The following is a 17,737-nucleotide window of genomic DNA, read 5'->3' on the forward strand; positions in this document are numbered from 1 at the left end:
GCTGCACTACAACCACTACACCGAGGTGCTCACCCAGGCGTCGGTGGCGTTCGTGGTCTTCTGCCTGGCGGCGTCGGCGATCTATCTGGTCAACGACGTGCGCGACGTCGAGGCCGACCGGCAGCACCCCACCAAGCGGTTCCGGCCGATCGCGGCCGGCGTGGTGCCCGAGTGGCTGGCCTACGCCCTGTCGGTGGTGTTGGGGGCGGTGTCGCTGGCGGGCGCCTGGTGGCTGACCCCGAACCTGGCGGTGGTGATGGCCGTCTACCTCGGCATGCAGCTGGGGTACTGCTACGGCCTCAAACACCAAGCGGTGATCGACATCTGCATCGTGTCGTCGGCGTATCTGCTCCGGGCCATCGCCGGCGGTGTGGCCGCCGACATCCCGCTCTCGCAATGGTTCCTGCTGATGATGGCGTTCGGGTCGCTGTTCATGGTGGCCGGCAAGCGCTACGCCGAGCTGCAGGTCGCCGAGCGTACCGGGGCCCGGATCCGCAAGGCGCTGGAGAGCTACACCAGCACGTATCTGCGGTTCGTGTGGACGATGTCGGCCACGGCGGTGGTGGTCTGCTACGGACTGTGGGCCTTCGAGCGCGACCACCATGCCGGATCCTGGTTCGCGGTGTCGATGGTGCCCTTCACCATCGCGATCCTGCGCTACGCCGTGGACGTCGACGGCGGGCTGGCCGGCGAGCCCGAGGACATCGCGCTGCGCGACCGGGTGCTGCAACTGCTCGCGCTCTCCTGGATCGCGACCGTCGGAGCCGCGGTTGCCTTCGGCTGACCCCCATCCCGGCGCCGTCCCGGTGACGCGCCGACGCCCACCCGTTCGGCGCTTCTTCCGCACCGCGTTCCCCTACGACACCGCGGTGCGCACCAGCCTGTGGACCAGCGTGGCGGTGGTCTGCGCCCTGTTCGCGTGGGGGGCCTGGCAGCGGCGCTGGATCGCCGACGACGGGCTGATCGTGCTGCGCACCGTGCGCAACCTGCTGGCCGGCAACGGGCCGGTGTTCAACGCCGGCGAGCGGGTGGAGGCGAACACCTCCACGGCGTGGACTTATCTGCTGTATCTGGGCAGCTGGGTCGGCGGCCCGCTGCGCATGGAGTACGTGGCGCTGGCGTTCGCGCTCGGGCTTTCGGTGCTGGGCGTGGCCCTGCTGATGCTGGGCACCGGCCGGTTGTACGCGCCCGGCCTGCGGGGCCGCAAGGCCGTCATGCTGCCCGCCGGGGCGCTCGTCTACATCGCGTTGCCCCCGGCACGCGACTTCGCCACCTCGGGCTTGGAGAGCGGGCTGACGCTGGCCTACCTGGGCCTGCTGTGGTGGCTGATGGTGCGCTGGGGCCAGCCGGTGCGCAACCGTCCGGAATCCCCGTTCTTCCTCGGTGCGCTCGCCTTCGCCGCCGGATTCAGCGTCCTGGTCCGGCCCGAGCTGGCGTTGATGGGCCTGGCGGCCCTGTCGATGATGCTGATCGCGGCCCGGACCTGGGCCCGGCGCGGCCTGATCGTGGCGGCCGGGGGGCTGCTGCCGGTGGGCTACCAGATCTTCCGGATGGGTTACTACGGCCTGCTGGTGCCCGGCACCGCGCTGGCCAAGGACGCCGCCGGCGACAAATGGTCGCAGGGCATCACCTACCTGGCGAACTTCGACGCACCGTACGCGGTGTGGGTGCCAGTGGTGCTGCTGGTGCCACTGGGCGTCCTGATCGCGGCGGCGCGCCGCCGGCCGTCGTTCCTGCGACCCGTGCTGGCACCGCACTACGGGCCGGTGGCGCGCGCGGTGCAGAGCCCGCCCGCGGTGGTCGCCTTCGTCCTGGTCAGCGGGTTGTTGCAGGCGCTGTACTGGATCCGCCAGGGTGGCGACTTCATGCACGGGCGAGTGCTGCTGGCGCCGCTGGTTTGTCTGCTCGCCCCGGTCTCGGTGATCCCGCTGCCGCTTCCCGACGGGCAGGACTATTCGCGCGAAACCGGCTACTGGGTGGCCGGGGCCGCCGGTGTGCTGTGGCTGGGCGTGGCCGGCTGGTCGCTGTGGGCGGCGAACTCGCCCGGGATGGGCGACGACGCCACCCGCGTCACCTACTCCGGCATCGTCGACGAGCGCCGCTTCTATGCGCAGGCCACCAGCCACGCCCATCCGACGACCGCGGCCGACTACCTGGACTATCCGCGGATGGCCGCGGTCCTGTCGGCGCTGGACAACACGCCCGACGGGGCGTTGCTGCTGCCGTCCGGCAACTACACCCAGTGGGACGTCGTGCCGATGGCCCGGCCCGCGCCGAGCGGACCCGCCGGTGATGCAGCCCCGCAACGGCCAGAGCACGCCGTGTTTTTCACCAACCTCGGCATGGTGGGCATGAACGTCGGGCTCGATGTCCGGGTGCTCGACCAGATCGGACTGGCAAATCCGCTCGCCCAGCACACGCAGCGGCTGGCGCACGGTCGCATCGGCCACGACAAGAATCTCTTCCCCGACTGGGTGATCGCCGACGGCCCGTGGGTGAAGTGGTCCCCGGGGATTCCGGGCTATCTGGACCAGCAGTGGGTCGCCGAGGCGGAAGCGGCGCTGCGCTGTCCCGAGACCCAGTCGGTGCTGGGGTCGATACGCGCCCCGATGACGCCGCACCGCTTCGCCTCCAACGTGCTGCACTCCTTCGAGTTCACCCGCTACCAGATCGACCGGGTGCCGCGCTACGAGCTCGCCCGCTGCGGACTGCCGGTTCCCGAGGAAATCCCGCCGCCGCCCCGCGAGTGACGTGCGCCGGGGCCCGCGAGGGCCGTGCGGAGTCCGATTGTGTGACAAATCTCGAATCGATCACGCCGCCGGTGTCCGCCGCGGAAGCTGGGCTGACAGCAACCACTCATCTGCGCCGCCACCTGCGGGTCACCACGGTTAGGCGTAGACGCGTACGTGGGTTTTCCGGGCCGCCGGCGGCCCGGAAAACCGCCGAAATCGGCGGCCGGACGGGCCTTTGCGTGCCGCTCTCGATGTGAGCCGGGGCCCGCAGGTGTGGTTGACTACACGAGCACTGCTGCGCTTTGCGTATGCGGTGACATGTAATTCGCGTGCAAGACGACGTGATAGGCGATGCACCCGGATCGGGATGCACCGAAAGGATGAGGAAGCAAGGATGACGCTTGTCGACAGGTTGCGCGGCGCCGTGGCTGGTATGCCACGTCGGCTCGTGGTGGGGGCCGTTGGCGCGGCGCTGCTCTCGAGTGTGATCGGCGCCGTGGGGGGCTCGGCGACCGCGGGGGCGTTTTCGCGCCCCGGTCTCCCGGTTGAGTACCTGGAAGTTCCGTCCGCGGGGATGGGCCGCGATATCAAGATCCAGTTCCAGAGCGGCGGCAACGGTTCGCCGGCTCTGTACCTGCTCGACGGGATGCGTGCGCAGGACGACTACAACGGCTGGGACATCAACACCCAGGCGTTCGAGTGGTACTACCAGTCGGGCATCTCGACGGTCATGCCCGTCGGCGGTCAGTCCAGCTTCTACTCCGACTGGTACCAGCCCGCGTGCGGCAAGGCCGGCTGCACCACCTACAAGTGGGAGACCTTCCTGACCAGCGAGCTGCCGCAGTGGCTGAACGCCAACCGCAGCGTCAAGCCCACGGGCAGTGCCGCGGTGGGCCTGTCGATGGCCGGCTCGTCGGCGCTGATCCTGGCCGCCTACCACCCGCAGCAGTTCGTGTACTCCGGCTCGCTGTCGGCGCTGCTGGACCCGTCGCAGGGCATGGGCCCGTCGCTGATCGGCCTGGCGATGGGAGATGCCGGCGGCTACAAGGCGTCGGACATGTGGGGCCCCAAGGATGACCCCGCCTGGGCGCGCAACGACCCGACGCTGCAGGTCGGCAAGCTGGTCGCCAACAACACCCGCATCTGGGTGTACTGCGGCAACGGCAAGCCGTCGGACCTCGGGGGTGACAACCTGCCCGCGAAATTCCTCGAGGGCTTCGTGCGCACCAGCAACCTGAAGTTCCAGGACGCCTACAACGCCGCCGGCGGGCACAACGCGGTCTTCAACTTCGACGACAACGGCACGCACGACTGGCCGTACTGGGGTGCGCAGCTGCAGGCCATGAAGCCCGACCTGCAGGCGACGCTGGGCGCCACGCCCGGCGCCGGCCCGGCCGCCACCACGTCGGGTACCGCCAACGGCGCCGCCGCCGGCAACACCGGCGCCGGTCACTGACATACGGCAACGCGTTCAGCGGCGGGGACCCTCGGGTCCCCGCCGCTGAACGTTTCCGGCTGTGTGAGCTGTTTCACCACCCTCGGTTCCGGTCGGGCCACCGCCTGGCTACTCTGCAGACAGCGTCGAGACGATGGAGGGTGGTCATGAGGGTCGTATGGGGTCTTCCGGCGATGCTGCGGGTGGTGTGCGTTGTCGCGCTGTCCGTGGGGCTGAGCGGTGTGGTCGCGCTCGGCGTGCCCGGCAAAGCCGGCGCGGCCGGCTACGAAAGCTTGATGGTGCCCTCGGCGGCGATGGGCCGCGACGTCCCGGTGGCCTTCCTCAAGGGCGGCCCGCACGCGGTGTACCTGCTCGATCCCTTCGACGCCGGCCCGGACGTCAGCAACTGGGTCACCGCCGGCAATGCGATGAACACCCTGGCCGGCAAGGGCGTCTCGGTGGTCGCGCCGGCCGGCGGCGCCTACAGCATGTACACCAACTGGGAGCAGGACGGCAGCAAGCAGTGGGACACGTTCCTGTCCAGCGAACTGCCGGACTGGCTGGCCGCCAACCGCGGCCTGGCGCCCGGCGGCCACGCCGCCGTGGGCGCCTCGCAGGGCGGCTACGCCGCGATGGCCCTGGCCGCCTTCCACCCCGACCGGTTCGTGTACGCCGGCTCGTTGTCGGGCTTCGTGTACCCCTCGGACACCACCACGAGCGGCTCCATCCTGGCGGGCCTGCAGCAATTCGGCGATGTGGACGGCAACGGGATGTGGGGCGCCCCGCAGCTGGGCCGGTGGAAATGGCACGACCCCTACGTCCATGCCGCGCTGCTGGCGCAGAACAACACCCGGGTGTGGGTGTACAGCCCCACCACCGACGGGGCCAGCGATCCCGCCGCGATGATCGGCCAGGCCGGCCAGGCGATGGGCAACAGCCGGATGTTCTATCAGCAATACCGCAGCGTCGGCGGGCACAACGGGCACTTCGACTTTCCCGGCGGCGGCGACAACGGCTGGGGCTCCTGGTCGGGCCAGCTCGGCGCGATGTCGGGCGACATCGTCGGCGCCATTCGCTGACACGGCGAGCCGGTACCGTGTAGGAGGTGCAGCAGCCGGCCGCGACGGCCGCGTCTGCGAGCTTCCGATTCGGCGGGCTGGAGGACATGGCAACCAATTCGCGGCGTAAGCGCCACCGCATCCTCGCCTGGGCTGCCGCCCTGTCGGTGGCCGGCGTGGTGTTGCTGGTGCTGGTCGCCGTCGTGGTCCTGCTGCGAAGCTCGTCGGCGCCGCCGACCGCTGTGCCGCCCGGGGTGCTGCCGCCGGGCTCGACCCCGGCGCACCCCCACAAGCCGCGCCCGGCCACCCAGGACGCCTCCTGTCCCGACGTGGATCTGATCGCCATCCCCGGCACCTGGGAGTCGTCCCCTGGCGACGATCCACTCAACCCGACGCAATTCCCGAACGCGCTGCTGCTCACGGTGACCGGGCCGCTGCGCCAGCAGTTCCCGGCCTCCCGGCTGGAGACCTACACGGTCCCCTACACGGCGCAATTCAACAACCCGCTGAGCGGCGACACGCAGATGTCGTACAACGCCAGCCGGGCCGAGGGCACCCGCGCGACGGTCAAGGCGATGACCGACATGACCACCAAGTGCCCGTTGACCAGCTACGTGCTGATCGGCTTCTCGCAGGGCGCGGTGATCGGCGGCGACATCGCCAGCGACATCGGGAATGGCCGTGGCCCGGTCGACGCCGACCTGGTGCTGGGCGTGACGCTGATCGCCGACGGGCGCCGCCAGCCGGGGGTGGGCAACGACGTCGGGCCCAGCCCGCCGGGGGAGGGCGCCGAGGTCACCCTGCACGAGGTGCCGGTGTTGTCCGGGCTCGGTTTGACCATGACCGGTGCGCGGCCGGGCGGTTTCGGCGCGCTCAACGACAGGACCAACGAGATCTGCGCCCCGGGCGACCTGATCTGCGCCGCCCCGGACGAGGCCTTCAGCGTCGCCAGCCTGCCGAACACGCTGAACACCCTGGCCGGTGGCGCCGCGGGACCGGTGCATGCGCTGTATGCCACCCAGCAGTTCTGGAGCCTGGACGGGGAGCCGGCCACCGCGTGGACGTTGAACTGGGCGCGGGGACTGATCCAGAACGCGCCGCATCCCAAACACGGGTGAGGGGACACAGGCACCGGTAGAACGGGGCCGGACACGATCGGCGGTACCTTGTGATTTGGTGTGCTGCGAGTGACCCCGTAACCTTAAGAGATATTTAAGAGCAACAGGATTCCGTAGCGCACCCAATCGGGTCGAATCCGGCCAGCGTGCACCGAGAGCACAGGAGAGCGGTATGGCGTACCACAACCCGTTCATCGTGAATGGGAAGATCAGGTTCCCGGACAACACGAACCTGGTCAAGCACGTCGAGAAGTGGGCGAGGGTCCGTGGCGACAAGCTGGCTTACCGGTTCCTCGACTTCTCCACCGAACGCGACGGCGTGGCACGCGACATCGTGTGGTCCGATTTCAGCGCGCGCAACCGTGCCGTGGGTGCCCGGCTGCAGCAGGTCACCCAGCCCGGTGACCGCATCGCCATCCTGTGCCCGCAGAACCTGGACTACCTCATCTCGTTCTTCGGTGCGCTTTATTCCGGCCGGATCGCGGTGCCGCTGTTCGACCCGTCCGAGCCGGGGCACGTGGGCCGGCTGCACGCGGTGCTCGACGACTGCACCCCGTCGACGATCCTGACCACCACTGAGGCCGCCGAAGGCGTCCGCAAGTTCATCCGCGCCCGCTCGGCCAGGGAACGGCCCCGCGTGATCGCCGTCGACGCGGTGCCCAACGAGGTGGCCGGCACGTGGCAGGAGCCCGAGGCCACCGAGGAGACCACCGCCTACCTTCAGTACACCTCCGGTTCCACCCGCACACCGACCGGCGTGCAGATCACCCACCTGAGCCTGCCCACCAACGTGCTGCAGGTGCTGAACGCGCTGGAGGGCAACGACGGCGACCGGGGCTGCATGTGGCTGCCGTTCTTCCACGACATGGGCCTGATCACGGCGCTGTTGTCGTCGGTGCTGGGGCACAACTTCACCTTCATGACGCCGGCCGCCTTCGTGCGCCGGCCCGGCCGCTGGATCCGCGAGCTGGCCCGTAAACCCGGCGAGACCGGCGGGGTCTTCTCGGCCGCACCGAACTTCGCGTTCGAGCACGCGGCGGTGCGTGGCCTGCCCCGCGATGACGAGCCGCCCCTGGACCTGAGCAACGTCAAGGGGATCCTCAACGGCAGCGAGCCGGTGTCCCCGGCGTCGATGCGCAAGTTCTACGAGGCGTTTGCGCCCTATGGCCTGACAGAGGAGGCCATCAAACCGTCCTACGGCCTGGCCGAGGCGACGCTGTTCGTCTCGACCACCCCGATGAACGAGAAGCCCAGGATCATCCACGTCGACCGCGACGAGCTGAACAAGCAGCGTTTCGTGGAGGTGCCCGCCGACGCGCCGAACGCGGTCGCACAGGTTTCCGCCGGCAAGGTCGGCGTCGACGAATGGGCGGTCATCGTCGATCCCGACTCGGCCAGCGAACTGCCCGACGGGCAGATCGGGGAGATCTGGCTGCACGGCAAGAACCTGGGTATCGGCTACTGGGGGAAAGAGGACGAGACTTCCGAGGTCTTCAAAAACATCCTCAAGTCGCGGATCGGCGAGTCGCATGCCGAGGGAGCCGCCGACGACGGCCTGTGGGTCCGCACCGGCGACTACGGCACCTACCACCAGGGACACCTCTACATCGCGGGGCGGATCAAGGACCTGGTCATCGTCGACGGCCGCAACCACTACCCCCAGGACCTCGAGTACACGGCGCAGGAATCCACCAAGGCACTGCGGGTCGGCTACGTGGCAGCGTTCTCCGTGCCGGCCAACCAGTTGCCGCAGGTGGTGTTCGACAATCCGCACGTCGGCATCAAGTTCGACCCGGACGACTCCTCCGAGCAGTTGGTGATCGTCGGGGAGCGGGCCCCGGGTACGCACAAGCTCGAATACCAGCCCATCGCCGACGACATCCGCGCGGCCATCGCCGTCGGGCACGGGGTGACCGTGCGCGACGTCCTGCTGGTGCAGGCCGGCGCCATTCCGCGGACCTCCAGCGGCAAGATCGGGCGCCGCGCGTGCCGTGCCGCCTACCTCGACGGAAGCCTGCGCAGCGGCGTCGCCTCCCCGACCGTCTTCGCCACCGACTCCGACTGAGCCCCCCGAACCCATGGCTGACACAGAACCTGGACCTGACACGAACCCCGAGAACCCGCCCGCGGTCGCCGGCCCCGACGCATCGGCCGACAAGACCGACATGCGCGCCGGTGATGATGCTGAGCGCAGCGATGCGCAGCAGCGGCGCACGATCACGGTCCCCGAGATGCGCCAGTGGCTGCGCACCTGGGTGGGTAACGCCGTCGGGAAATCGCCGGACGAGATCGACGAGTCGGTGCCGATGGTGGAGCTGGGGCTGTCCTCGCGCGACGCCGTGGCGATGGCCGCCGACATCGAGGACATGACCGGTGTCACGCTGTCGGTCGCGGTGGCGTTCCAGCATCCGACCATCGAGTCGCTGGCCACCCGCATCGTCGAGGGCGAACCGGAGGCGGACACCTCCGCCGACGGCGACGTCGACTGGACACGGACGGGCCCCGCCGAGCGCGTCGACATCGCGATCGTGGGATTGTCCACCCGATTCCCGGGCGACATGGACACCCCCGACGCGACATGGCAGGCGCTGATGGAGGGCCGCGACGGGATCACCGACCTGCCCGAGGGGCGGTGGGAGGAGTTCCTTGCCGAGCCGCGGCTGGCCCAGCGGGTGGCCAGCGCCCAGACCCGCGGCGGCTACCTGAAGGACATCAAGGGCTTCGACTCGGAGTTCTTCGCGGTGGCCAAGACCGAGGCCGACAACATCGACCCGCAGCAGCGGATGGCGCTGGAGTTGACGTGGGAGGCGCTGGAGTACGCCCGCATCCCGGCGTCCAGCCTGCGCGGCAAGCCCGTCGGCGTGTACGTCGGTGTTTCCAACAACGACTACGCCATGATGGCGGTGTCCGATCCGACGAGCGCGCACCCGTACGCGATCACCGGCACCGCCACCTCGGTCATCGCCAACCGGGTCTCCTACTTCTACGACTTCCGCGGGCCGTCGGTGGCTCTCGACACCGCATGCTCGAGCTCGCTGGTCGCGGTCCACCAGGCCGTCCAGGCGCTGCGCAACGGCGAATGCGACGCGGCGGTGGCCGGCGGGGTCAACGCGATCATCACCCCCGCGGTGACGCTGGGCTTCGACGAGATCGGTGCCGTCCTGTCGCCGGACGGCCGGATCAAGGCGTTCTCGTCGGACGCCGACGGCTACATCCGCTCCGAGGGCGCCGGCATGCTGGTGCTCAAGCGCGTCGAGGACGCCCGCCGCGACGGCGATGCGATCCTGGCCGTCATCGCCGGCAGCGCGGTCAACCACGACGGACGGTCCAACGGCCTGATCGCCCCCAGCCAGGACGCGCAGGCCGACGTGCTGCGCCGGGCCTACAAGGACGCCGGCATCGACCCGCGCACCGTCGACTACATCGAGGCCCACGGCACCGGAACGGTGCTGGGCGATCCGATCGAGGCCGAGGCCCTGGGCCGCGTCGTCGGCCGGGGCCGTCCCGCCGACCGCCCGGCGCTGCTCGGCGCGTTCAAGTCCAACATCGGCCACCTGGAGTCCGCGGCCGGCGCGGCCAGCATGGCCAAGGTGGTGCTGGCTCTGCAGCACGACAAGCTGCCGCCGTCGATCAACTTCGCCGGCCCCAGCCCCTACATCGACTGGGACGGGGTGCACCTGAAGGTGGTCGACCAGGCCACCGACTGGCCGCGGTACGGCGGATATGCGCTGGCCGGCGTCTCGAGCTTCGGCTTCGGCGGGGCCAACGCCCACGTGGTGGTACGCGAGGTCCTGCCCCGTGACGTCGTGGCCCGTCTACCCGAACCCCAGACCCAACCCGAGGGGGCCGCCGAACCCGCCGAGGCACCTACCCTCGAAAGCCACTCGCTGCGGTTCGACGATTTCGGCAACATCATCACCGACACACCCGCGGCCGGGGAGGAAGAGCCCGAACTGCCGGGCGTCACCGCCGAGGCCCTGCGCCTCAAAGAGGCCGCGCTCGAAGAGCTTGCCGCCCAGGAAGCCGCGGAACCGACCACGCCGCTCATCCCGCTGGTGGTGTCGGCGTTTCTGACCTCGCGCAAGAAAGCCGCCGCCGCCGAGCTGGCCGACTGGATGGAAGGCCCCGAGGGGCAGGCGTCCTCGCTGGAGTCGATCGGCCGGGCGTTGTCGCGGCGCAACCACGGCCGTTCGCGCGCGGTGGTGCTCGCCCACGACCACGACGAGGCCATCGCGGGGCTGCGCGCGGTCGCCGAGGGCAAGCAGCGCCCCGGCGTCTTCAGCGTGGACGGGCCGGTGACCAGCGGACCGGTGTGGGTGCTGGCCGGTTTCGGCGCCCAGCACCGCAAGATGGGCAAGAGCCTCTACCTGCGCAACCCGGTGTTCGCCGAGTGGATCGAGAAGGTCGACGCCCTGGTGCAGGACGAGCTGGGCTACTCGATCCTGGAGCTGATCCTCGACGACTCGCAGGACTACGGCATCGAGACCACCCAGGTCACCATCTTCGCGATCCAGGTCGCGCTCGGCGAGCTGCTCCGCCATCACGGCGCCAAGCCGGCCGCGGTGGTTGGCCAGTCGCTGGGCGAGGCCGCGTGCGCCTATTTCGCCGGCGGACTGTCGCTGCGCGACGCCACCCGCACGATCTGCTCGCGCTCGCACCTGATGGGTGAGGGCGAGGCGATGCTGTTCGGCGAGTACATCCGGCTGATGGCGCTGGTGGAGTACTCCGCCGACGAGATCAGAGAAGTGTTCGCCGACTTCCCCGATCTGGAGGTGTGCGTCTACGCCGCGCCCACCCAGACCGTGATCGGCGGCCCGCCCGAGCAGGTCGACGCGATCATCGCCCGCGCCGAGTCCGAAGGCCGCTTCGCCCGCAAGTTCGCGACCAAGGGCGCCAGCCACACCACCCAGATGGACCCGCTGCTCGGCGAGCTCGCCGCCGAATTGCAGGGCATCACGCCGATGAGCCCGACCATCGGGATCTACTCGACCGTGCACGAGGGCAGCTACGTCAAGCCGGGCGCCGACCCGATCCACGACGTCGACTACTGGAAGAAGGGCCTGCGGCATTCGGTCTACTTCACCCACGGGATCCGCAACGCCGTGGACAGCGGGCACACCACCTTCCTGGAGCTGGCGCCCAACCCGGTGGCGCTGATGCAGGTCGGTTTGACGACGGCCAGCGCCGGTCTCCATGATGCCCAGCTGATCCCGACGCTGGCCCGCAAGCAGGACGAGGTCTCCTCGATGATCTCGGCCATGGCCCAGCTCTACGTCTACGGCCACGACCTGGACATCTGGACGCTGTTCCCGCGGAGTTCGGCGGCGCGTTTCGACCCGCAGGACTACGCGAACATCCCGCCGACGAGGTTCAAGCGCAAAGACCACTGGCTTGATGTGTCGTTCTCCGCGGGCAGCAGTTCGGTGATCATGCCGGGCGCCCACGTCGCGCTGCCGGACGGCCGCCACGTGTGGGAGTACGCGTCCCGGGGTCGCACGGAGCTGCCCGCGCTGGTGAAGGCCGCCGCGGCCGAGGTGCTTGTCGACGCGCAACTGGCGGCCGCCGAGCAGCGCGCGGTTCCCGGCGAGGGCGCGCGGCTGGTGACCACGCTGACCCGGCACCCCGGCGGCGCCTCGGTTCAGGTGCACGCCCGCATCGACGAGTCGTTCACGCTGGTGTACGACGCGCTGGTCACCCGGGGCGGTTCCGAGTCGGTGCTGCCGGCTTTCACCGCTCACGTCGGCGCCGGCACGGAGATCGCGGCGGCTGCGCCGACCGCGCCGTCGGCTTCCGGCGACGATGCCGGGGCCGAAACGCTGACGGACAGCCTGACCAACCGGTACTTCTCGGCCACCATGGGCAAATGGTCGCCGGACTCGGGTGAGACCATCGGGGAACGCCTCGGGCTGATCGTCGGGTCGGCCATGGGGTACGAACCCGAGGACTTGCCGTGGGAGGTGCCGCTGGTCGAGCTGGGCCTGGACTCGCTGATGGCGGTGCGGATCAAGAACCGTGTCGAGTACGACTTCGACATGCCGCCGATCCAGCTGACGGCGGTGCGCGATGCCAACCTCTACAACGTCGAGCAGCTGATCCAGTACGCGGTCGAGCACCGCGACGAGGTCGCCCAACTGCACGAGTACCAGCAGACGCACACGCCCGAGGAGATCGCGAAGGCCCAGGCGCAGATGCTCAGCGGGGCGACCCTCGAGACGGCTTCCGCACCCGCGTCCGATCCGCAGGCGGCGCCCGAAAGGCAGCCGGCGTCGGACGTTGCGGTCCCACCGCCGCCGACCGACCCCTCGGGGCCGGTGGGCTCGCCGACCAACGGGGCCGGGCAGGCCAACCTGCAGGCCGCGGCCGCGGCGCTCAACCAGGAGGCGGTCGCCAAGGCGCTCAACTCCGACGTGCCACCCCGCGACGCCGCCGAGCGGGTCACGTTCGCCACCTGGGCGATCGTCACGGGCAAGTCCGCGGGCGGCATCTTCAATCCGCTGCCCACGGTGGACGACGAGACCGCCGCCAAACTGGCGCAGCGGCTCGCCGAGCGGGCCGACGGGCCGGTCAGCGTGCAGGACGTGCTGAGCGCGCAGACCATCGAGGCGCTGGCCGACAAGGTGCGCGGCCACCTCGAGGCCGGTGAACTGGACGGCTTCGTGCGCACCATCAGGGCGCCGCGGGACGATTCGCAGATACCGGTGTTCGTGTTCCACCCGGCCGGCGGTTCGACGGTGGTCTACGAGCCGCTGCTGAACCGGTTGCCGGCGGACACCCCGATGTACGGCCTGGAGCGGGTCGAGGGCACCGTGCAGGAGCGGGCCGCCCAGTACGTTCCCAAGCTGCTGGAGATCAACGGGGACAAGCCGTTCGTGCTGGCCGGGTGGTCGCTCGGCGGTGCACTGGCCTACGCGTGCGCGATCGGGCTCACGCGGATGGGCGCGAACGTGGCGTTCGTCGGCATGATCGACACCGTGCGGGCCGGCGAGGAGATCCCGCAGACCAAGGAGGAGACCCGCAAGCGCTGGGACCGCTACGCGAGGTTCGCCGAGCGCACCTTCAACGTCGAGATCCCCGCGATCCCCTACGAGCAGCTCGAAGAGCTCGACGACGAAGGCCAGGTCAAGTTCGTGCTGGACATCGTCCAGCAGAGCGGCGTGCAGATTCCCGGTGGCATCGTCGAACACCAGCGCACGTCCTACCTGGACAACCGGGCGCTGGAGACGGTCCGGATCGAGCCCTATGACGGACATGTCACCCTGTACATGGCCGATCGCTACCATGACGACGTCATCGAGTTCGAGCCGCGCTACGCCGTCCGCCAACCCGACGGCGGCTGGGGCGAGTACGTGCCCGACCTCGAGGTGGTGCCGATCGGTGGCGAGCACATCCAGGCCATCGACGAACCCTTCATCGCCAAGGTCGGCGCGCACCTGAGCGAGGCTTTGCAGAGCATCGAGCGTCAAACGAGTGAGGTGGGCAACCAGTGACGGAGACTCTGCCGGCTGCGGGGCCGGCGTCGGCCCCTGTCGTCCACAGCACCGCCGAGAAGCTCGCCGAGTTGCACGCTCGTCTGGAGCTGGCCAAGGAGCCCGGCGGCGAGAAGGCCGTCGCCAAGCGCGACAAGAAAGGCATTCCCAGTGCCCGCGCGCGCATCCACGCGCTCGTCGACCCGGGAACCTTCCTGGAGATCGGCGCGCTGGCCAAGACGCCCAACGACCCCAACGCCTTGTACGGCGACGGCGTGGTCACCGGACACGCCATGATCGGCGGCCGGCCGGTCGGGGTGTTCTCCCACGACCAGACCGTCTTCCAGGGATCGGTCGGTGAGATGTTCGGCCGCAAGGTCGCCCGGCTGATGGAGTGGTGCGCGATGGCCGGGTGCCCGATCGTCGGCATCAACGACTCCGCCGGTGCCCGCATCCAGGACACCGCCACCTCACTGGCGTGGTACGCCGAACTGGGCCGCCGCCACGAGCTGTTGTCCGGGGTGGTGCCGCAGATCTCGGTCATCCTGGGCAAATGCGCCGGGGGAGCGGTGTATTCGCCGATCCAGACCGATCTGGTGGTGGCGGTGCGCGACCAGGGCTACATGTTCGTCACCGGTCCTGATGTCATCAAGGACGTGACCGGAGAGGACGTCACGCTCGACGAACTGGGTGGCGCGGATTACCAGGCCCGCTACGGCAACATCCACCAGGTGGTGGACTCGGAGGCCGCCGCGTTCCAGTATGTGCGCGACTTCCTGTCGTTCCTGCCGTCCAACGCCTACGACAAGGCTCCGGTGGTCAACCCCGGCCTCGAGCCGGAGATCACCCCGAGCGACCTCGAGCTCGACTCGATCGTGCCGGACTCGGACAACACGGCCTACGACATGCACGAGATCCTGCTGCGGATTTTCGACGACGGCGACTTCCTCGATGTCGCCGCGCAAGCCGGGCAGTCCATCATCACCGGGTACGCGCGGGTCGACGGCCGCACCGTCGGTGTCGTCGCCAACCAGCCCATGCACATGTCCGGGGCCATCGACAACGAGGCCTCCGACAAGGCGGCCCGCTTCGTCCGGTTCTGTGACGCCTTCGACATCCCGCTGGTCTTCGTCGTGGACACCCCCGGATTCCTGCCGGGGGTGGAGCAGGAGAAGAACGGCATCATCAAACGCGGCGGCCGGTTCCTGTACGCGGTGGTCGAGGCCGACGTGCCCAAGGTGACGATCACCGTGCGCAAATCCTACGGCGGCGCCTATGCGGTGATGGGCTCCCGGCAGCTGACCGCCGACTTCAACTACGCCTGGCCCACCGCGCGCATCGCGGTGATCGGCGCCGACGGGGCCGCCCAGTTGCTGATGAAGCGCTTCCCGGACCCGACGACCCCCGAGGCCCAGCAGATCAAAAAGGACTTCATCGAGGGCTACAACCTGAATATGGCGATCCCGTGGATCGCCGCCGAACGCGGCTTCATCGACGCGGTCGTCGAACCCCACCAGACGCGGCTGCTGATCCGCAAGTCGCTGCATCTGCTGCGCGACAAACAGCTGTGGTGGCGTATCGCGCGCAAGCACGGCCTGATCCCGGTCTAGTTCCCACCCACCGCGCTACCGCGAGCAGACATAAAAGCCCCTCCCGACCGGCGTGTCGCGGGGTTTTTACGTCTGCTCGCCGGTGAAGGCGCCGGCCACCAACTCGTCGAAACGCTCCAGCGCCTCCTCGGAGTCGGCGTCGATGCCGCGCAGCGGCCCGCGGTCGGCGAGGTAGCGCTGCGCGTAGAGCCGGGCGACGAGCGCTTTGCGGTCGTCGCCGCGGGTCTGGCGCTCCCAGGCGGCCTGCTCGGTGAGCAGCGCGCCGGCGTAGACGTCGCCCATGAACTGGGCCAACGGGAACAGCCGCGCCTCGGCGATCCCCCGGTCCAGCTTGGACCAGGCCGTGACGGCCGCGTCGAGGTCCTCGATCCGCTCGGCGACCAGCCGGGCGGTCGCCCCGCCATCCCCGGTGTCGTCGGACACCACGATCGCGTCGCGCATCCGGTTCAGCAGCGCTTCGTGCGCGCGGGTCTGCTCGATGCCGCGGCGCACGTCGAGGCACAAGATGTTGTCGGGGCCCTCCCAGATCGTGTTGACCTGCCCGTCGCGCAGCAGCCGGGCCACCGGCCAATTCTCGATGTAGCCGTTGCCGCCGTGGATCTCGATCGCGTCCGACGCCGCGGTGATCCCCAGCCGGCACACCTTCAGTTTGGTGACCGGTACCGCGATGCGCTGCCGCGGCCCGCCGGGCCGGTGCTGGTTGGCGGCCCCGGTGCCGTCGAACACCAGCGCGAGTGCGGCCTCCACGTCGACGATCATCTCGGCGAGCTTGCGCCGCATCAGCGGCTTGTCGATCAGCGCCCCGCCGAACGCCCGGCGCTGCCGCGCGTAGCACAGCGACTCGACCAGGGCGCGCCGCGCGTTGGCCAGTCCGAACAGGGCGATTCCCAGCCGCGCGGCGTTGGTCAGCTCCATCATGCGGCCCAGCCCCTTGCCGTCGGACGGGCCCGCCTCGCCGGTGGGTTCGCCGGAGAGCAGAAACGCCTCGGCGTCGACGAACTCGACCTCGCCGGAGGCCACCGAGCGGGTGCCCAGCTTGTCCTTCAGGCGCCGCACCCGCACCCCGTTCCGCGAGCCGTCGCGGCGGGTGCGCAGCACCAGGAAGTTGGCGACCCCGCGCGACGAGTCCGGGGCGCCCTCCGGCTTGGCCAGCACCACGAACGCCTCACCGGCACAGTTGGACGCGAACCATTTGAAGCCGTTGAGCAGCCAGGCATCGCCGTGGCGGGTGGCGGTCGTCTCCAGCGCGCCCAGGTCGGAGCCGCCGGTGCGTTCGGTGAGCAGCTGCGCCGTCTCGCCGGCCCACTCGCCGGAGGCGAACTTGGCCAGCACGTGTTCGGCCACGTCGGCCGGGGCGTAGGCCGCCACCAGCGAGGACACCATGCCGCCGCCGGTGCCCAGCGCGCAGCCCATCCCGATGTCGGCCTGGTTGAGCAGGTAATTGGAGGCGAACAGCGGCAGCGCCGAACTGATCTTGGCGGCCTTCGCCTCGGAGCGCAGCGCCTGCTGGGCGTCCAGCACGGCGCGCTTGGAACGGGCGAACGACTCGGGCATGACGACCCGGCTGACGTCGTGTCCCCAGCGGTCGTAGCGCTCCAGCCGGGGCGGGTTGCGGTCGGTCTCCTCGGCCCACCGCGCCACCGGACCGCCCATCAGCTCCCCGATGCGCGACAGTTGCGGCTCCACGACGGCCAACTGATCCGGCCCCAGGTAGTACGCCATGGTGGACTGCAGCGTGGGATCGGTGCGGTACCAGTTGAGCCCGACCGCGCCGCCGTAGTCCTCCGTCTGGTAGCGCTGCGCTTTCTCGGGAGTGGAGAAGGGCAGCCGGTCCACCGCCTCGGGGGCGTACTCGCTCATGACGTGACGGTATTACAAGGCTCACGCCGAAGCGCGCAGCGGTCGCCTGCGATAGGCGCCCGTTCCGCCGCCCGCGCCGCGGCGGGCCAGCGCGTCGAGGTCCAGGATCAGCACGCTCTTGCCTTCCGGCCGGATCCAGCCGCGGGTGGTGAACGTGCGCAGCGCCTTGTTGATCGACACGCGGTCGGCCCCCACGAGCTGCGCCAGCTCGTCCTGGCTGAGCTCGTGCTCCAGGCGCAGCCCGTCGGGCTCGGGGGTGCCGAAGCGCCGGCCCAGCAGCAGCAGTTGGCGCGCCACCCGGCTCGCCACGTCGCTGGAGACCAGCTCGACCTGTTGCTCCTCGGTGTGGGTGAGCCGCTGCGTCAGGGATTGGAGCAGCTGCTCGCCGATCACCGGCCAGCGGGCGATCCAGGTGCGCAACGTGGCACGGTCCAGCCACACCGCGCGCACGTCGGTGA

At 69.8% G+C, this 17,737-nt stretch carries 10 protein-coding genes; 8 read left to right on the plus strand and 2 right to left on the minus strand.

The annotated features are described in order from the left end of the window. The 8 genes from AC2VOK_RS17625 to AC2VOK_RS17660 all read left to right on the plus strand — a co-directional run. The coding region (locus AC2VOK_RS17625) for a decaprenyl-phosphate phosphoribosyltransferase (protein WP_428901620.1) at positions 1-784 on the plus strand (784 nt) is incomplete at its 5' end. Beyond that, positions 771-2,750, plus strand: a complete 1,980-nt coding sequence (gene aftB / locus AC2VOK_RS17630; protein WP_428901621.1) for a terminal beta-(1->2)-arabinofuranosyltransferase — start codon at positions 771-773, stop codon at positions 2,748-2,750. The genes AC2VOK_RS17625 and aftB, both read left to right, overlap by 14 nt. Before the next feature lie 376 nt (positions 2,751-3,126). Then, the gene (gene ag85A, locus AC2VOK_RS17635; RefSeq protein ID WP_428901622.1) at positions 3,127-4,188 is read left to right on the plus strand and encodes a diacylglycerol acyltransferase/mycolyltransferase Ag85A; all 1,062 of its coding nucleotides are present in this window, start codon (positions 3,127-3,129) and stop codon (positions 4,186-4,188) included. A gap of 146 nt (positions 4,189-4,334) precedes the next feature. Beyond that, positions 4,335-5,246, plus strand: coding sequence for an esterase family protein (locus AC2VOK_RS17640; protein WP_428901623.1), 912 nt, complete (start codon positions 4,335-4,337; stop codon positions 5,244-5,246). Positions 5,247-5,332: 86 nt separating this feature from the next. Then, positions 5,333-6,343, plus strand: a complete 1,011-nt coding sequence (gene culp6 / locus AC2VOK_RS17645; RefSeq protein WP_428901627.1) for a carboxylesterase Culp6 — start codon at positions 5,333-5,335, stop codon at positions 6,341-6,343. 172 nt (positions 6,344-6,515) lie between these two features. Beyond that, positions 6,516-8,408 (plus strand): long-chain-fatty-acid--AMP ligase FadD32, encoded by a 1,893-nt coding sequence (gene fadD32 / locus AC2VOK_RS17650; RefSeq protein ID WP_428901624.1) that lies wholly within the window; start codon positions 6,516-6,518, stop codon positions 8,406-8,408. A 100-nt stretch (positions 8,409-8,508) separates the two neighbouring features. Next, the gene (gene pks13 / locus AC2VOK_RS17655; protein ID WP_428901628.1) at positions 8,509-13,830 is read left to right on the plus strand and encodes a polyketide synthase Pks13; all 5,322 of its coding nucleotides are present in this window, start codon (positions 8,509-8,511) and stop codon (positions 13,828-13,830) included. Between the two features lie 8 nt (positions 13,831-13,838). After that, positions 13,839-15,419 carry an acyl-CoA carboxylase subunit beta gene (locus AC2VOK_RS17660; protein ID WP_428901629.1) on the plus strand — a complete coding sequence of 527 codons (1,581 nt, stop codon included), beginning with the start codon at positions 13,839-13,841 and terminating at the stop codon, positions 15,417-15,419. A gap of 66 nt (positions 15,420-15,485) precedes the next feature. On the opposite strand, the gene AC2VOK_RS17665 is transcribed toward AC2VOK_RS17660, so the two are convergent. After that, positions 15,486-17,279: an acyl-CoA dehydrogenase family protein gene (locus AC2VOK_RS17665; protein ID WP_428901625.1), complete on the minus strand. Its 1,794-nt coding sequence runs from the start codon at positions 17,277-17,279 to the stop codon at positions 15,486-15,488. A 21-nt stretch (positions 17,280-17,300) separates the two neighbouring features. After that, the coding region (locus AC2VOK_RS17670; protein WP_428901626.1) for a Crp/Fnr family transcriptional regulator at positions 17,301-17,737 on the minus strand (437 nt) is incomplete at its 5' end.

The sequence above is a fragment of the Mycobacterium sp. TH-M116 genome (assembly GCF_057473685.1).